General features: G+C 58.7%; 15 protein-coding genes. 8 read left to right on the forward strand and 7 right to left on the reverse strand.

Annotated elements, in window-relative coordinates; all coding sequences use genetic code 11:
* Nucleotides 1-12: 12 nt before the first annotated feature.
* Both odhB and F7P80_RS05830 read right to left on the reverse strand, forming a co-directional pair.
* The gene (odhB, locus tag F7P80_RS05825) at nt 13-1,248 is read right to left on the reverse strand and encodes a 2-oxoglutarate dehydrogenase complex dihydrolipoyllysine-residue succinyltransferase (RefSeq protein ID WP_058880203.1); all 1,236 of its coding nucleotides are present in this window, start codon (nt 1,246-1,248) and stop codon (nt 13-15) included.
* A 61-nt stretch (nt 1,249-1,309) separates the two neighbouring features.
* Nucleotides 1,310-4,189, reverse strand: a complete 2,880-nt coding sequence (locus tag F7P80_RS05830) for a 2-oxoglutarate dehydrogenase E1 component (protein WP_151043376.1) — start codon at nt 4,187-4,189, stop codon at nt 1,310-1,312.
* A gap of 325 nt (nt 4,190-4,514) precedes the next feature.
* Here F7P80_RS05830 and F7P80_RS05835 point away from each other — a divergent pair, with 325 nt between their 5' ends.
* Nucleotides 4,515-5,567, forward strand: a complete 1,053-nt coding sequence (locus tag F7P80_RS05835; RefSeq protein ID WP_054067250.1) for an AI-2E family transporter — start codon at nt 4,515-4,517, stop codon at nt 5,565-5,567.
* 45 nt (nt 5,568-5,612) lie between these two features.
* On the opposite strand, the gene F7P80_RS05840 is transcribed toward F7P80_RS05835, so the two are convergent.
* Complete coding sequence (locus F7P80_RS05840) at nt 5,613-5,822, reverse strand: hypothetical protein (protein ID WP_151043378.1); 210 nt, start codon at nt 5,820-5,822, stop codon at nt 5,613-5,615.
* A 137-nt stretch (nt 5,823-5,959) separates the two neighbouring features.
* Between F7P80_RS05840 and F7P80_RS05845 the strand changes: the two genes are divergently transcribed.
* From F7P80_RS05845 to F7P80_RS05855, 3 genes are all read left to right on the forward strand, one after another.
* Nucleotides 5,960-6,571 carry an IMPACT family protein gene (locus tag F7P80_RS05845; protein ID WP_054067248.1) on the forward strand — a complete coding sequence of 204 codons (612 nt, stop codon included), beginning with the start codon at nt 5,960-5,962 and terminating at the stop codon, nt 6,569-6,571.
* Nucleotides 6,572-6,652: 81 nt separating this feature from the next.
* The gene (locus tag F7P80_RS05850) at nt 6,653-6,874 is read left to right on the forward strand and encodes a hypothetical protein (RefSeq protein WP_054067247.1); all 222 of its coding nucleotides are present in this window, start codon (nt 6,653-6,655) and stop codon (nt 6,872-6,874) included.
* A 44-nt stretch (nt 6,875-6,918) separates the two neighbouring features.
* Nucleotides 6,919-7,194 carry a helix-turn-helix domain-containing protein gene (locus F7P80_RS05855; protein WP_077344660.1) on the forward strand — a complete coding sequence of 92 codons (276 nt, stop codon included), beginning with the start codon at nt 6,919-6,921 and terminating at the stop codon, nt 7,192-7,194.
* Nucleotides 7,195-7,218: 24 nt separating this feature from the next.
* Here the strand turns inward: F7P80_RS05855 and F7P80_RS05860 are convergent, their stop codons facing one another.
* Nucleotides 7,219-7,977, reverse strand: coding sequence for an SIR2 family NAD-dependent protein deacylase (locus F7P80_RS05860; protein WP_151043380.1), 759 nt, complete (start codon nt 7,975-7,977; stop codon nt 7,219-7,221).
* A 23-nt stretch (nt 7,978-8,000) separates the two neighbouring features.
* The gene (rlmB, locus tag F7P80_RS05865; RefSeq protein ID WP_054067245.1) at nt 8,001-8,753 is read right to left on the reverse strand and encodes a 23S rRNA (guanosine(2251)-2'-O)-methyltransferase RlmB; all 753 of its coding nucleotides are present in this window, start codon (nt 8,751-8,753) and stop codon (nt 8,001-8,003) included.
* A 191-nt stretch (nt 8,754-8,944) separates the two neighbouring features.
* On the opposite strand from rlmB, the gene sstT reads away from it, so the two are divergent.
* The 4 genes from sstT (at nt 8,945) to F7P80_RS05885 (ending at nt 13,692) form a co-directional block, all read left to right on the forward strand.
* On the forward strand, nt 8,945-10,162 hold the full coding sequence (gene sstT / locus F7P80_RS05870; protein ID WP_054067244.1) for a serine/threonine transporter SstT: 1,218 nt from the start codon (nt 8,945-8,947) through the stop codon (nt 10,160-10,162).
* A gap of 135 nt (nt 10,163-10,297) precedes the next feature.
* Entirely contained in the window at nt 10,298-11,965 is a 1,668-nt protein-coding gene (locus F7P80_RS05875) for a SulP family inorganic anion transporter (RefSeq protein WP_151043382.1), read from the forward strand.
* Nucleotides 11,966-12,067: 102 nt separating this feature from the next.
* Entirely contained in the window at nt 12,068-12,820 is a 753-nt protein-coding gene (locus F7P80_RS05880) for a GGDEF domain-containing protein (RefSeq protein WP_151043384.1), read from the forward strand.
* A 14-nt stretch (nt 12,821-12,834) separates the two neighbouring features.
* Nucleotides 12,835-13,692, forward strand: a complete 858-nt coding sequence (locus F7P80_RS05885; RefSeq protein WP_054067242.1) for a MinD/ParA family protein — start codon at nt 12,835-12,837, stop codon at nt 13,690-13,692.
* A 123-nt stretch (nt 13,693-13,815) separates the two neighbouring features.
* Here F7P80_RS05885 and plsY read toward each other — a convergent pair whose 3' ends face one another.
* Together plsY and ybaK are read right to left on the reverse strand one after the other, a co-directional pair.
* On the reverse strand, nt 13,816-14,487 hold the full coding sequence (gene plsY / locus F7P80_RS05890; RefSeq protein ID WP_151043386.1) for a glycerol-3-phosphate 1-O-acyltransferase PlsY: 672 nt from the start codon (nt 14,485-14,487) through the stop codon (nt 13,816-13,818).
* Between the two features lie 78 nt (nt 14,488-14,565).
* Nucleotides 14,566-15,063, reverse strand: a complete 498-nt coding sequence (gene ybaK, locus F7P80_RS05895) for a Cys-tRNA(Pro) deacylase (protein WP_151043388.1) — start codon at nt 15,061-15,063, stop codon at nt 14,566-14,568.
* Between the last annotated feature and the right edge of the window lie 5 nt (nt 15,064-15,068).

Consider the following 15,068-nt stretch of genomic DNA (forward strand, 5'->3'; position numbering starts at 1 on the left):
ACCCTGTGTGAATTACAGGTCGAACAGCAGGCGGGAAGGATCTTCCAGCGCTTCCTTCATGGCCACCAGGCCCAGCACGGCTTCGCGGCCGTCGATGATACGGTGGTCATACGACATGGCCAGGTAGTTCATGGGGCGCACCACCACTTGGCCGTTTTCGACCACAGCGCGATCCTTGGTAGCGTGCACGCCCAGAATGGCAGACTGAGGAGGGTTGATGATGGGGGTAGACATCATCGAACCGAAAGTGCCGCCATTGGAGATGGAGAAGGTACCGCCAGTCATCTCTTCGATGCCCAGCTTGCCGTCCTTGGCCTTCTGGCCAAATTCAGCAATCTTCTTCTCGATGTCGGCAAAGCTCATCTGGTCAGCATTGCGCAGGATAGGCACCACCAGACCACGAGGCGAGCCAACAGCGATACCGATGTCGAAGTAGCCGTGGTAGATGATGTCGTTGCCGTCCACCGAAGCGTTCAGCACGGGGTACTTCTTCAGGGCATGCACAGCAGCCTTCACAAAGAAGGACATGAAGCCCAGCTTCACGCCGTGTTCCTTGGTGAAAGCGTCCTGGAACTTCTTGCGCAGCTCCATCACAGGAGCCATGTTCACTTCGTTGAACGTGGTCAGGATGGCGTTGGTCGATTGCGACTGCAGCAGACGCTCAGCAATACGTGCACGCAGACGTGTCATGGGCACGCGCTGCTCAGGACGGCCGGACAGGTCTTCCTTGAGAGCAGGAGCAGCCACCTGAGGCAGGGCAGCCTTGGGAGCGCCTGTGGGGATGGCAGCGCCAGCCTTGATCGCGGCCAGTGCATCACCCTTGGTCACGCGACCGTCCTTGCCTGTACCAGCCACGTTAGCGGCAGACAGGTTGTTCTCAGCCAGCAGCTTGGCAGCAGCAGGCATGGCAACATCGCCCTTGTTGGCTGCAGGTGCAGCAGCAGGAGCGGGTGCGGCAGCAGGGGCTGCTGCAGCGGCGGGAGCAGATGCTGCAGCGCCAGCCACGGCTTCGGTGTCGATCTTGGCGATCAGCTGCTCGGCAGTCACGGTTGCACCGTCACCCTGCACGATTTCCACCAGCACGCCAGCCGAAGGTGCGGGCACTTCCAGCACGACCTTGTCGGTTTCGATTTCGATCAGGATTTCGTCCACAGCGACAGCTTCGCCAACCTTTTTCTTCCAGTTGAGCATGGTCGCTTCTGCGATGGATTCGGACAGCTGGGGAACCTTAACTTCTACGATTGCCATTTTGAATTCTTTCTAAAAGTTTGTGAGGAGCCCCGCCACAGCGGGGCTGGTCTACTTTTAATTACTTGGACAGTACAAAGCCCTTGAGCTTGGAGAACGCAGCTTCCACCAGGTTCTTCTGCTGCTCAGCGTGCAGGTGGGCATAGCCCACGGCTGGCGATGCCGATGCGGCACGGCCGGCATAACCCAGCTTCTGGCCTTCGGACATGTTTTCGTAGATGTTGTGCTGAATGAAGAACCACGCACCTTGGTTTTGTGGTTCGTCCTGGCACCACACCAGTTCCTTGGCATTGGCGAACTTCTTGAGTTCGGTTTCGAACGCCTTGTGCGGGAAGGGGTACAGCTGCTCGACGCGGATGATGGCCACGTCAGAAGCTTCCTTCTCGGCGCGCTTCTTAACCAGGTCGTAGTAGACCTTGCCGGAGCAGGCAATCACGCGCTTGACCTTGTCGGCGTTGGCCAGGATGGCTTCGTCGCGCTCGCCCAGCACGGTCTGGAAGGCACCAGAGGTGAACTCGGTCAGAGGCGATGTTGCGTCCTTGTTACGCAGCAGCGACTTGGGCGTCATGATCACCAGGGGCTTGCGCAGCTTGCGCACCATTTGGCGACGCAGCACGTGGAAGATCTGGCTGGCCGTTGTGGGCTGCACGATCTGCATATTGGTGTCAGCGGCCAGCTGCATGAAGCGCTCCAGACGGGCCGAGCTGTGCTCTGGACCCTGGCCTTCGTAGCCGTGAGGCAGCATCAGTGTCAGGCCATTGATACGGCCCCACTTCACTTCACCGGAGGCGATGAACTGGTCGATCACCACTTGCGCGCCGTTGGCGAAGTCACCGAACTGAGCTTCCCAGATCACCAGGGTGTTGGGGTCGTTCGATGCATAGCCGTATTCAAAGCCCAGCACTGCTTCTTCAGACAGGATGGAGTCGATCACGGTGAACGGAGCCTGGTTTTCAGCCACGTTCTGCAGTGGGATGTAGGTACCTTCGTCCCACTTCTCACGTTTTTGGTTGTGAATCACTGCATGGCGGTGGGTAAAGGTGCCACGGCCACTGTCTTCACCGGACAGACGCACGGGGTAGCCCGAAGCCACCAGCGAAGCAAACGCCATGTGTTCGCCCATGCCCCAGTCGACATTGATCTCTCCACGGCCCATGGCTGCACGGTCGTCGACCACCTTTTTGACCAGAGGGTGAGGATTGACGTTATCTGGCAGCGTGGTGATCTTCTCGGCCAGACGCTTCCACTCGGTCAGAGGGATCGCGGTATCGCCTGCATCGGTCCACTTCTGGTTCAGGAAGGGGCTCCAGTCCACAGCGTACTGGCTCTTGAAGTTGGTCAGCACCACTTCCTGGGTGTGACGGCCTTCGTCCATGGCTGCGCGATAGGCCTTGACCATGTCGTCGCCCAACGTATCGCCCAGACCTTGAGCAGCCAGCTTGTCTGCGTACAGCTTGCGAGTGCCGGGGTGAGCGGCAATCTTCTTGTACATCAGGGGCTGTGTCAGCGCAGGGGTGTCCTGCTCGTTGTGGCCCAGCTTGCGGAAGCAGACGATGTCTACGACCACGTCCTGCTGGAACTCCATGCGGTAGTCCAGCGCCAGCTGCATGCACAGTGCCACAGCTTCTGGATCGTCACCGTTGACGTGCAGCACAGGCGACTCCACCATCTTCACGATGTCCGTGCAGTAGGTGGTCGAACCCTTGTCGCGGGGGTCAGAGGTGGTGAAACCAATCTGGTTGTTGATGATGATGTGTACCGTGCCGCCAGTGCTGTAACCACGGGTCTGCATCAGCGCCAGGGTTTCCTGGTTCACGCCTTGGCCAGCAAAAGCCGCGTCACCGTGCACCAGCACAGGCAGCACTTGCTTGCCTTCGGGGTCGTTGCGGCGATCCATGCGCGAGCGCACCGAGCCTTCGACCACAGGGTTCACGATTTCCAGGTGGGAAGGGTTGAACGCCAGCGACAGGTGCACAGGGCCGCCTGCTGTGGATACGTCCGAGCTGAAGCCCTGGTGGTACTTCACGTCACCAGCGGGCAGGTCTTCAGGGGCAGTGTGATCGAACTCAGCAAACAGGTCCTTGGGCATCTTGCCCAGGGTATTCACCAGCACGTTCAGACGACCACGGTGGGCCATGCCGATCACGATTTCCTGGATACCCTTCTTGCCGCCAGCGTTGATCAGCTCGTCCATCGCCACGATGAAGGACTCACCACCTTCCAGCGAGAAGCGCTTCTGACCCACATACTTGGTGTGCAGGTAGCGCTCCAGGCCTTCAGCAGCGGTCAGGCGATCGAGAATGCGTTTTTTCTGTTCAGCATCCAGTACAGGCTTGGAGCGAATGGACTCCAGGCGCTGCTGCCACCAGCGCTTTTGCGCCTGGTCGGTGGCATACATGAATTCAGCACCGATGGTGCCGCAGTAAGTCTCGCGCAGCGCATTGATCAACTCGCGCAAGGACATGGTTTCCTTGCCGAAGAATGTGTTGCCTACGTTGAATACGACTTCCAGGTCGGCATCAGTGAAGCCGTAGAAAGCAGGGTCAAGCTCAGGAATTTCAGGACGCTCGGTGCGCTTGAGTGGGTCCAGATCAGCCCAGCGCTGGCCCACATTGCGGTAAGCGGCAATCAGCTGCTGCACAGCCACGCGCTTGCGGCCCATTTCCGTGTCAGCGCCATTGGCCACCACGACGGTGGTGTGGCCTTGCTTGGCACGCTCGGCAAACGCATTGATGACGGGCAGGTGGGGGATGTCTTTGGCGTTGCTGCCATCTACTGCAGGCACGTGCTGCAGGGCATCAAAGTACTCACGCCAAGAGTCTGGAACGCTGCCTGGGTTCTCCAGATAGCTTTCGTACATCTCTTCGACGTAAGGTGCGTTACCACCGAAGAGATAGGTGTTGCCTTGGTAGGCTTTGTAGACAGTGGGCTGATCGCTCATATTCCGCTGACCTCTGCTCCCCTGAAGGAAGCTTTAGTTGGTTAGTAAACCTTCCGCGACACGGCTGTACCGATTGGCGGATGCGACTGTGGCTGGGAAGGGCCTAATGTTGCTAGTGCCATTGTGCCACTTAAACCGCAAACCAGCATGAAGGTCTTATGTAAGAGTGCAGAAATTTCCATTCTGCAGCGCAACAAAATTGAGAGCACAGGAAAGCTTCCAACCAAATCAATATGTAAAGTTTCAGGCTTCTTCATTTCAAAAATAAGAATTCACAAACAAGTCGCTAACATCTGATGCTTTATTTGCTGCCAACACCCCTGCCATGCAAAGCATGCCCCCCATCAACAAAGCCTTCTTACTGCTGCTGACAGCCGTCAGCATTGGTTTTGCTGCCATCCTGTGGCCTTTCATGGGCGCTGTGTTCTGGGCTGTGGTGCTGGCCATCTTGTTTTACCCCCTGAAGCGGCGTCTGCAGCAGCGCATGCCACAGCATCACAATCTGGCGACCTTCATCACCTTGCTGCTGTGTCTGCTAGGGGTCATTCTTCCGCTGATACTGATTGGTTTTTCGGTCGCTAACGAAACCATACTGATTTACAACCGTATTGCAGAAGGCCAAATCAACTTTGGCGCCTACTTCCAGCAAATCAATGCTGCCATGCCAAGCTGGCTGGTCGGCTTTCTGGAACGCATCAATCTGGCATCTGCACAAGCCATTCAGGACAAACTCTCCAGCGTTGCCGCCGAGGCGGGCAAGCTGCTGGCGGGGCAGGTCGTACAGCTGGGACAGAACACCCTGGGCTTTATCGTGAGCTTTGGTGTCATGCTGTATTTGCTCTATTTCCTGCTGCGTGATGGACAAACACTGGTTACCCGGCTGCGTGATGCGATTCCCATGAATCCTGTGCACAAGCGCAATCTTGCAAACAAGTTTGCGACCGTCATTCGCGCCACCGTCAAAGGGAATGTGGCTGTAGCCATTGCCCAAGGTGCACTGGGCGGATTGATTTTCTGGATTCTGGGTATTCAAGGCCCTGTGCTATGGGGCGTGGTCATGGCCTTTCTGTCGCTGCTGCCTGCCGTTGGCGCCAGCCTGATCTGGGGGCCTGTGGCCATTTACTTTCTGAGCACAGGCGCCGTCACCCATGGACTGATTCTTACGGCTTACGGCATCTTGGTGATTGGCCTGGTGGACAACGTGCTGCGCCCAATTCTGGTCGGCAAGGACACCAAGATTCCCGACTACATTGTTCTGATTTCCACGCTTGGCGGCATGTCCCTGTTTGGCCTGACAGGGTTTGTGATTGGCCCTGCCATTGCTGCACTGTTCATTGCATGCTGGGACATCTTCACACCCGAAACACCTGAAGCATAAATGCGCGCAGTGACACTGCGCATGCACTGAGTTGTCAGCGCCGTATCACCATTCGCCGACGCCTCGCACCAGCTGATCCAGATCCAGGGAAGAGGCGTCTGCCGTGCGACCAGCATGCATGGCAGATACAGGCTCCGCAACACCGGTTGCACCAGCCTTTTGCAGGATGGACTCTGGCAGCGGAGGCGGCACAGTATGTGATCGCCCGAAGGTGTGATGCTGGAGAGGGGCAAAGGCATCTTCTGGAATGGACATGGCTATTCTCCTTGCCATGTGACTGTAGGGTGCCTGAGCAGCACCTACCGTAGGACATGGCTTCAAGCTTCTGTCCCGCTTTGCACTGCATCGCTTTCAGCGCAAGGGCTCAGCAGATGCCGTAAGCTCTCGCCCCTATGGCTCAGACTCTCGCTCAAGCAACGCATCACGAACTCATCATCAAGAAAAGCCGCTTTATCTGCTGCGTGCAGCCCATGGCTGACCGCGCATCTGCGCAAGCCTATGTAGACAGTCTGTGGCAGGAACATCCGAGTGCCGCCCACGTCTGCTGGGCCCTGCTGGCAGGCGGACAGTCGGCCGCAGTGGATGATGGCGAGCCCAGTGGCACGGCAGGCCGCCCCATGCTGGAAGTACTGCGCCACCAGGAGCTGGAAGGCGTACTGGCCACCGTGGTGCGCTATTTTGGTGGGGTCAAGCTGGGTGCTGGCGGGCTGGTGCGTGCCTATACCGATGCAGTCGCACAGGCACTGCTCAAGGCGGAAAAAGTACCACTGCAGCGCATGGAAGTACTGCAGTGCAGCCTGCCCTATGCCATGGAAGGCTGGCTGCGCCGTGAACTGGAACTGGCAGGCGCTACGCTGCGCAATGTTGCACACCAATCGATGGTGCATTTGCAGTGGAGCATTCCGCAAAGCCTGAGTGCAGAGCTGATCGCTCGCATCAATGAAGGCGGGCAAGGCCGCATCGCATGGCTGGAGCACTGGCCTGACAGCGCAAACTCCGATTAAGACGGTGAATCACGTTTTTTTCACAGGACTGCCGCACTCGTCAAAACATTAGAGTTCCTGTATCTCGACAGGAGCTCTCTCATGGACATTCGTTACCACACTGCCCTGCGCAATGCCACGAATGCGTGGGCACAGAACCGCATGGCGGACACCGTGACCATGCAGGACCTCAAGCACCGCGCGCCACAACAACACAACCCCGGCAAAACCGCTGCCAGCCCCAGCGCCAGTGAGTCCGCACTGCTCCAGCCTGAACTGGCACGCTATGGCAATCTGGGAACCCGTCTGAATGTGTTTGCCTGAGCCCGGCAGCACAGCAGATACGGCATTGATGAGCACCGCCCCCCATGCAAGCGCTAGATTCTGAAGACACCTCCAAGCCCGACCACCCTCTGGTGCTGGCACTGACTGCTGTGCGCAAAGCGCGCAAGATGACACAGGCAGAACTGGCACAGCAGGCAGGCCTGTCCCGCATGACGGTTCAACGCCTGGAAAGCAATGGACTGGACCCACGCCTGTCTACACTGCAGGAGATGGCACGCGTGCTCGAGCAGGACTTGGTGGCACTGCCCAGCCATCTACGCCCTGCTTTTGAGCAATGGCTGGCGCAGCAAAAGCACTAAGCTTCCCAGCGGCGTGCGTCAGCTTTAGCGCAGCAGCTGCGGCAGCAGTTGTGCAGCAGACCCACGCAGCAAGGCATGCGCCAGCATGTCCAGCTCTGTGACTTCCGTGTTCACCATGACGATGCGTGCACCGCGCTCATAGGCCTGAAATACCAACCCCGCTGCGGGGTACACCACGCCGGACGTACCAACCACCAGCATCACCTCACAGGTATTGGCCGCAGCCTCTGCCTGTGCAAGGGCTTCTGCTGGCAGATACTCTCCAAACCAGACCACACCAGGGCGCACAAGATTGCCGCACACGGCACAGCATGGAGGCTCTGCCCCTTCTTGCAATGCCTGCTCCAGATCACAGTGCGGGCAGCAGGTGCTGAGCCACTGATTGCGCATCAGATCACCATGCAGGCAGATCACCTCATGACTGCCTGCACGCTGGTGCAGCCCGTCTACGTTCTGTGTGATCAGCTGAAGCTTGCCCGGATAGGCATTGGCGTAAGCGGCCAGCGCCACATGCGCTGCGTTGGGCTGCACAGCCTGCACCAGCGAACGCCGGTAGCTGTACCACTGCCACACGCGCTGCGGGTGCGCGCGAAAACCCGGCTCCGATGCCATTTCCTGCGGATCAAACTGCGCCCAGTAGCCGGTATGCGCATCACGAAATGTGGGCACACCGGATTCAGCGCTCACGCCTGCCCCGGTCAGCACCGCCACATGCTGCGCATGCTGCAGCCACTGGCGGACCTGCTGGAAATTTTCAGTATTTTTGGTCTCCAAGGCAGACATGGCGGGCGCTGACAGCTATTGTTTTAGGATGACTGACGCTGGCGTACCGCTTCGTACAGGCACACACCGCTGGCCACCGAGACGTTCAGGCTCTCGACCGCGCCCTGCATGGGGATGCTGATCAGCTCATCGCAGGTCTTGCGCGTGAGCTGGCGCATGCCATCACCCTCAGCACCGAGCACCAGTGCCACGGGGCCTTTCAGGTCTACCTGGTACAGGTGCTTTTCTGCATCACCGCTGGTGCCAATGATCCAGATATTGCGCTCCTTGAGCTGGTTCAGCGTGCGCGCCAGATTGGTCACCATGAAGTAAGGCACGGTCTCCGCCGCACCGCTGGCCACCTTGGCGACCGTCGCATTGATGCCCGAAGCATGGTCCTTGGGTGCAATCACAGCATGCACACCCGCGCCGTCAGCCACACGCAGGCAAGCGCCGAGATTGTGTGGATCGGTCACGCCGTCCAGCACCAGCAGCAGCGGGTTCTTGACGCCAGACTCTTCCAGATCGTCCAGCAGTTCATCCAGCGTGCGGCTGTCTTTGACTTCTTCTACACGGGCGGCCACACCCTGGTGACCGTGGCTGCCGGCGAGCTTTGCAATACGCATGGCATCGGCTTCGATCAGACGCGCACCGGCCTCACGCGCCTTTTCCAGGAACTGACGCATACGCGCGTCGCGGCGCGTTGCTTCGTAATAGATTTCGATAATGGATTGGGGCGCTGTCTTCAGACGCACACCGACGGCATGAAAGCCGAATAGAACTTTGGGGGACGACATAGGCTGCCGATTATCCTTCCTGCGCTACATGCATCACGGCGCAGCAGCAGATACCTTGCTTGCGCTTGGACAAATATGCGGCTGCAAGCATCACTTCATAGTCCACAGTTATGCGTTATATCCTCTGAAAGAGTAAGCATTAACCTCTAAACTCGCCACTTCTCTTCAAATCAAACGGCGCAACTTTCTTCATGATTTTCCAACCCGTGCTGAGCTGGTCACAACGGACTAGCGTTGTGACTCAAATCCTCATTGGACTCGTTTTAGGTGCTGCGCTGGCATTTGCCTGGCCAGAAGCTGCCTTAAAGGTTGAATTACTCGGAACACTGTTTATTTCTGCCCTGAAAGCAGTTGCTCCTATTTTGGTGTTTGTCCTGGTGATTGCCGCCATCAGCAATCGCAGCCCTGGCCAGACCTCCCACCTGCGCCCTATTCTGTGGCTGTATGCCATTGGCACGCTGACCGCCGCCATCATTGGTGTCATGGCCAGCATGCTGTTCCCCACCACGCTGACACTCACTGACGCAGCCACGGGCATGGCCGCACCTGGCGGCATTACTGAAGTGCTGATGCAGGTGCTCAAAAACGCCGTGGACAACCCCGTCAGCGCCCTCATGCACGCCAACTACGTCGGCATTCTGGTGTGGGCCATTGCCATTGGCATTGCCCTGCGCCATGGCGCTGAAACCACACGCAGAGCAGTTGCTGACCTGTCCAATGGCATCACCCTGATTATTCAGGGCGTGATCCGCCTCGCACCTCTGGGCATTTTTGGTCTGGTGGCGTCCACCGTCGCAGCCACCGGCGTTGAAGCGCTGATGGGTTATGTACAGCTGCTGCTGGTGCTGCTGGGATCCATGCTGGTCGTGGCCCTGGTCGTCAACCCGCTCATCGTCTGGTGGAAGATTCGCCGCAACCCCTACCCACTGGTGCTGATGTGCCTGCGTGAAAGCGGTGTGACGGCCTTCTTTACCCGCAGCTCAGCCGCCAATATTCCGGTGAACATGGCGATTGCCAAGCGCCTGAACCTGGACGAAAACACCTACAGCGTTGCCATTCCGCTGGGTGCCACCATCAACATGGCAGGTGCGGCCATCACCATCAGCGTGCTGACACTGGCCGCTGCCCACACCCTGGGCATTGTGGTGGACATTTCCACTGCCATCTTGCTGTGCGTGGTCGCAGCTGTCTGCGCCTGCGGTGCTTCCGGCGTGGCTGGCGGCTCCCTGCTGCTGATTCCTCTGGCCTGTTCGCTGTTTGGCATCTCCAACGATGTGGCCATGCAGGTAGTGGCCATTGGCTTCATCATCGGTGTGCTGCAGGACTCGGCAGAAACCGCGCTGAACTCATCGACTGACGTGATCTTTACCGCAGCCGTCTGCATCTCCAAACAGGAAGGCAAGGACTAAGCTCCTTCACAAGGCTCCCACTGGGAGCCTTGTCTGTTTTCGGGGGCTGTTTTTTCGACCCTGCTCAGCTGCGACACCGGCCTGTCCCTGATGTTGGGATAGCACCCACTGCAGCGCAACGACAATTGACCCACTATGCAATTGACACGGTGGCTTCCCTTTCTGGCCTGGCCCAGGCTCACACCTTCACTGGCACGCAATGAATTGCTGGCTGGCATCACGATTGCCCTGATGCTGCTGCCACAAGGCGTGGCCTATGCAGCGCTGGCTGGCATGCCTTTGGTCACAGGCATCTATGCAGCCCTGCTCCCCTCCCTCATCGCAGTACTGTGGGGTGCTTCGCCTTTGCTGGGTGTAGGCCCGACCGCGCTGACCAGCCTGCTCATTGGCGCCTCTCTGGCCGGCATGACCGAGCCCGGCAGCGCCCAATGGGTCACGCTGGCGGCATGGCTGGCCATCATGGCAGGCGCCATGCAGTGGCTGATGGGCGCCATCCGTGCAGGGTGGCTGGTGAACCTGGTGACCTCCCCCGTGCTCAATGGCTTTACCCAGGCTGCAGGTATTTTGATTTTGCTGTCTCAGCTACCCGACCTGCTGGGCCTGCGCAGCTCCTGGAGCGCCCTGATGCGCGCCCCCAGCCTGCACCACTTTGATCCTTTGGCGCTGTGCTTTGGCGCCGGGGGGCTGGGCCTGCTGCTGATACTCAAGCGCCTGGCACCCAAGCTGCCTGCGGCCGTTATCGTCATTGCGCTGTGCGGCATCATCAGCGCTGCCACAGGGTATGCGGAACACGACGGCAACATCGTAGGCCACCTGCCTGCAGGACTGCCCAGCCTGTCTTTGCCTCAGATGCTCGCCTGGAACGATGCCACTCAGCTTTTGCTGCCTGTGCTGATGGTCAGTCTGGTGAGCTTTCTGGAAGTAGCCTCCAGCGCCCAGGTCGAGCACCGCAAACAGGGCACACGCTGGAATGAAAACCAGGACCTGATCGCCCAGGGCATGGCCAAGGTCGCAGCCGGGCTGAGTGGCAGCTTTGCCATCAGCGCTTCGTTTTCCCGCTCTGCCGTCACGCTGCACTCCGGCGCCAAGTCGGGCTGGGCCACCGTCTTTGCGATTGGTCTGGTGCTGGTCTGTGTGCTGTGGTTCACCCCTGTGCTCTACCACGTACCGCAGGCAGCGCTGGCGGCCGTGGTGGTGTCTGCCGTCATCAACCTCATCCAGCCACGCACCTTGCGTGCACTGTTTCGCATCTCGCGCGTGGAAGGCAGCATTGCACTGACCACCTTTGCGCTCACGCTGGCTACCGCGCCCAGTCTGTACTGGGGCGTGCTCACAGGCGTGCTGCTGAGCCTGTGCTACTTCCTGTACCAGCGCCTGCACCCGCGCATTCTGGAAATTGGCGAGCATGCCGACGGCAGCCTGCGCTCGCGCACCATCTGGAACCTGCCGCCCATTGCCCCCCACGTGCTGGCGCTGCGCATGGATGCGGAATGGGACTTTGCCTCGGCCAATGCGCTGGAGCGCTATATCAACGATGTGCTGCAGCAGCGCAGTGACATTCGCATGGTGTATCTGGATGCACAGCCCATCAACCGTATTGACGTCACAGGCGTGGAGAGCTTTCTGCGCCTGCGCCGAAGCCTGCATAAGCTTGGAATTTGCCTGCATATCGGTGGTTTGAAGCTGCCCGTTCAGGCCATACTGGAGCAAGCAGGCGCACTCGTGCCGGGGCCAGACCTCTTGCTCTCGCGCACCAATTCGCAGGCAGTCCTGAACATGCGGTCTTGCCAAACCAGCAAATAAGCTGGAAAGCATTGCCTGCCCTGCGCAGACTGCTACACTTCGTGATGTTTTTTGTGCTGGATCTTGTTTGTGACTGGCAAACCTATTTCTTCATCACCCCTTTTGCAAAAGCTCCGTCTGGACGGTGCTTTTACCTTGCTGGGTGAGCGAGAGACTGCCGCCCTGCCAGCAGCCCAGACTGACCTCGTCGCTCACCTGCAGGCCATTATTGATGGCTTGTGCGACCTGTCCCTGCGTGATCCGCTCACAGGCACCGCCAACCGCCGCCACTTTGATTCCATTCTGGACCGTGAACTGGACCGGGTTGCCCGGTCAGGCGATATCGCTTTGCTGCTGATGGTGGATATTGACCACTTCAAGCGGGTCAATGACCAGCATGGGCACAACGTGGGCGATCTGGTGCTGCAGCAGGTTGCGCAAGCTCTGGCGCAATGCATACGCCCCATGGACACCCTGGCACGTTACGGTGGTGAAGAATTTGCCATCGTGCTACCCGCATGCCAAACTGCATACGGGCAGAACGTGGCAGAGCGCATACGGCGCGCCGTAGACAACCTGCGCATCCGCATTGCGCCCGGGCAAGACATCCAGGTCACTGTCAGCATTGGTGGTGCCTATGCCCTGCAGTGGATCCGCAGCACACGACAGCTATGGATTGAGCGCGCCGACCAGCAGCTCTACCTGGCCAAAGACAGAGGGCGCAACCGGATTGAGATCGAACAACAACCAGACAGTACTGTGACTGCAGAAGAAAAAAATTTGCTCCTCATCCCCGCTTTAACAACTGAGAGCAGTAGTGAAGACTGGCATGAAGTGCTGACCGCTCCCGTGGATCAAACTGATGGTGTTTACTGAAGGCATGCATTGAAATGAACGACGTGCTGTCCCCTGCGACCCCCACCTCCATGACTGCGACAACGCCCAGTCCACGCGCAGGCTCTCGCTCTGGTGCGCACATCATTGCCGTGACCAGCGGGAAAGGCGGTGTGGGTAAGACTTTTGTCTCAGCCAATCTGGCTGCAGCACTCACACGCCATGGTCTGCGCGTTCTGGTGCTGGATGCAGACCTTGGGCTGGCCAATCTGGATGTGGTGCTCAACCTCTATCCCAAGGTCACGCTGCATGACGTCTTTACCGGCAAGGCTGCGCTGCAGGAAGCTGTCGTCACGGCCCCTGGCGGCTTTCATGTGCTGCTTGCAGGCTCGGGCATGGTGGAGTATTCACGCCTGACGCCTGAAGTGCGCAACCAGCTGATTCATGTACTCGAAACCTTGACCCCCAGCTATGACATCGTGCTGCTCGACACGGGCGCAGGCATTTCGGATGTGGTGCTGTTCTCGGTTTCACTGGCCCATGAAGTGCTGATCGTCGCCACACCTGAGCCCACCTCGCTGACAGATGCCTATGCCACCATCAAGGTGCTGAGTACCCAGCAAAAGCGCCAGAACATGCGCCTGATCATCAACCAGGCGATCCGCCCCGGTGATGGTCGCGCCATCACCGGCCAGCTGCAGCAGGTGCTCAACCGCTTTGTCAATTCAGATTCTGGCCTGCCCATGCGCCTGATCCACATGGGCGACATTCCTGCTGACAAGACGGTGCGTGAAGCCGTCATGCGCAGACAGCTGCTGGTTCAGGCCTCACCTGGCTGCTCAGCGTCCCTGGCCATTGCCCAGCTGGCCCACCGCGTCAAGACCATGGTCGAGCCACGCCCCGGCTCCATGTAGGCGCGCTCTTTTTTTAAGCATAAAAAGTGCCTCCAAGGCTTATCCAGCAAGCGCTAGCAGCTATATTTTCAAAAGCAAAAAGCCCACATCACTGTGGGCTTTTTGCTGTGCGTTCGTTTCCGCTTAGCGCTTGTTCTTCTGCTTGGCTGCAGGCTGGGCAGCAGCCTTGTCTTTCTTGCTGCCAATCTTGCTTTCTTGCCCCTTGAGCAGGCGATTGATATTGCCCGCATGGCGCCACAGCAGCAGCGCAGACATGGCAACCACGGCTACCAGCAGCGGCTTTTCATACACCCACAGACTGCCCCCGAACATGATGTAGTAGGCAGGAGCGAGGACAGCAGCAATCAGTGCCGACAGCGACGAGTAACGCGTGGTGAAAGCCACAAACAACCAGGTCAGCAGCACAAACAGACCCAGCCAGCCGCTGATACCCAGCAGCACACCAAGGGCTGTGGCCACGCCCTTACCGCCCTTGAACTTGAAGAACACAGGGAACAGATGCCCCAGGAAAGCGGCAATGGCCACCAGCGCCAGCGTGCCCTCATGCAGGCCAAAGTCCGGGCCAAAGTATTTGACCAGCAGCACAGGCACCAGGCCCTTGAACGCATCGAGCAGCAGCGTCAAAGCTGCGGCAGCCTTGCTGCCCGAACGCAGCACATTGGTAGCGCCGGGGTTGCCGCTGCCATAGGTACGCGGGTCGTTCAGCCCCATGAGAGAGCTGACAATGACTGCAAAAGACAGCGAGCCAATCAAATAAGCCGCAACAGCGGCAATTACAGGAAGTACGGAATTCAAGGCTTCAATCCTTGCCTGCCAGACGGCAGGCGCTTGTTATATCTGGTCATGCTGGCAGCCCATGGCTGCCAAGGGGCCCTATTGTGCCAGCGCGCACTGTACCGGCTTGGCGCTGAGCAACTCCACACAAACCCGAGGATCCAGCTGCACCAGAAAGCCCCGCCGCCCGCCATTGATGGCAATGCGTGGCAGATCCAGAATGCTCTGCTCGATGTACACCGGCATCTGCTTACGCGTACCAAAGGGTGAGGTGCCACCCACCAGATAGCCGCTGTGGCGGTTGGCCACCTCGGGCTTGCAGGGCTCCACGCTCTTGGCACCGATCTGGCGCGCCAGGTTCTTGGTAGAAACCGTGCAGTCGCCATGCATGAGCACGATCAGCGGCTTGGCATCCTGGTCCTGCATGACCAGGGTCTTGATCACACAGTGTTCATCCAGGCCCAGCTGCCGGGCAGATTCGGCCGTGCCGCCATGCTCTACATACTCATAAGGGTGTTCAGTGAACGCCACCTTGTGGGCATTGAGCATCTGGGTGGCCGGTGTTTCACTCACATGCGCTTTGTCTTTTTTTGCCATGACGC

It is taken from the genome of Comamonas kerstersii (genome assembly GCF_008801935.1).
Classification (GTDB): Bacteria; Pseudomonadota; Gammaproteobacteria; order Burkholderiales; family Burkholderiaceae_C; genus Comamonas; species Comamonas kerstersii.

Excerpts from the sequence above, each read along its gene's own strand:
- F7P80_RS05835 (WP_054067250.1), top strand. The coding sequence starts at position 4,515 with ATGCAAAGCATGCCCCCCATCAACAAAGCCTTCTTACTGCTGCTGACA.
- F7P80_RS05855 (WP_077344660.1), top strand. The coding sequence starts at position 6,919 with ATGCAAGCGCTAGATTCTGAAGACACCTCCAAGCCCGACCACCCTCTG.
- F7P80_RS05875 (WP_151043382.1), top strand. The coding sequence starts at position 10,298 with ATGCAATTGACACGGTGGCTTCCCTTTCTGGCCTGGCCCAGGCTCACA.
- F7P80_RS05840 (WP_151043378.1), bottom strand. The coding sequence starts at position 5,822 with ATGTCCATTCCAGAAGATGCCTTTGCCCCTCTCCAGCATCACACCTTC.
- sstT (WP_054067244.1), top strand. The coding sequence starts at position 8,945 with ATGATTTTCCAACCCGTGCTGAGCTGGTCACAACGGACTAGCGTTGTG.
- odhB (WP_058880203.1), bottom strand. The coding sequence starts at position 1,248 with ATGGCAATCGTAGAAGTTAAGGTTCCCCAGCTGTCCGAATCCATCGCA.
- F7P80_RS05860 (WP_151043380.1), bottom strand. The coding sequence starts at position 7,977 with ATGTCTGCCTTGGAGACCAAAAATACTGAAAATTTCCAGCAGGTCCGC.
- ybaK (WP_151043388.1), bottom strand. The coding sequence starts at position 15,063 with ATGGCAAAAAAAGACAAAGCGCATGTGAGTGAAACACCGGCCACCCAG.
- F7P80_RS05885 (WP_054067242.1), top strand. The coding sequence starts at position 12,835 with ATGAACGACGTGCTGTCCCCTGCGACCCCCACCTCCATGACTGCGACA.
- F7P80_RS05850 (WP_054067247.1), top strand. The coding sequence starts at position 6,653 with ATGGACATTCGTTACCACACTGCCCTGCGCAATGCCACGAATGCGTGG.
- F7P80_RS05830 (WP_151043376.1), bottom strand. The coding sequence starts at position 4,189 with ATGAGCGATCAGCCCACTGTCTACAAAGCCTACCAAGGCAACACCTAT.
- rlmB (WP_054067245.1), bottom strand. The coding sequence starts at position 8,753 with ATGTCGTCCCCCAAAGTTCTATTCGGCTTTCATGCCGTCGGTGTGCGT.
- F7P80_RS05845 (WP_054067248.1), top strand. The coding sequence starts at position 5,960 with ATGGCTCAGACTCTCGCTCAAGCAACGCATCACGAACTCATCATCAAG.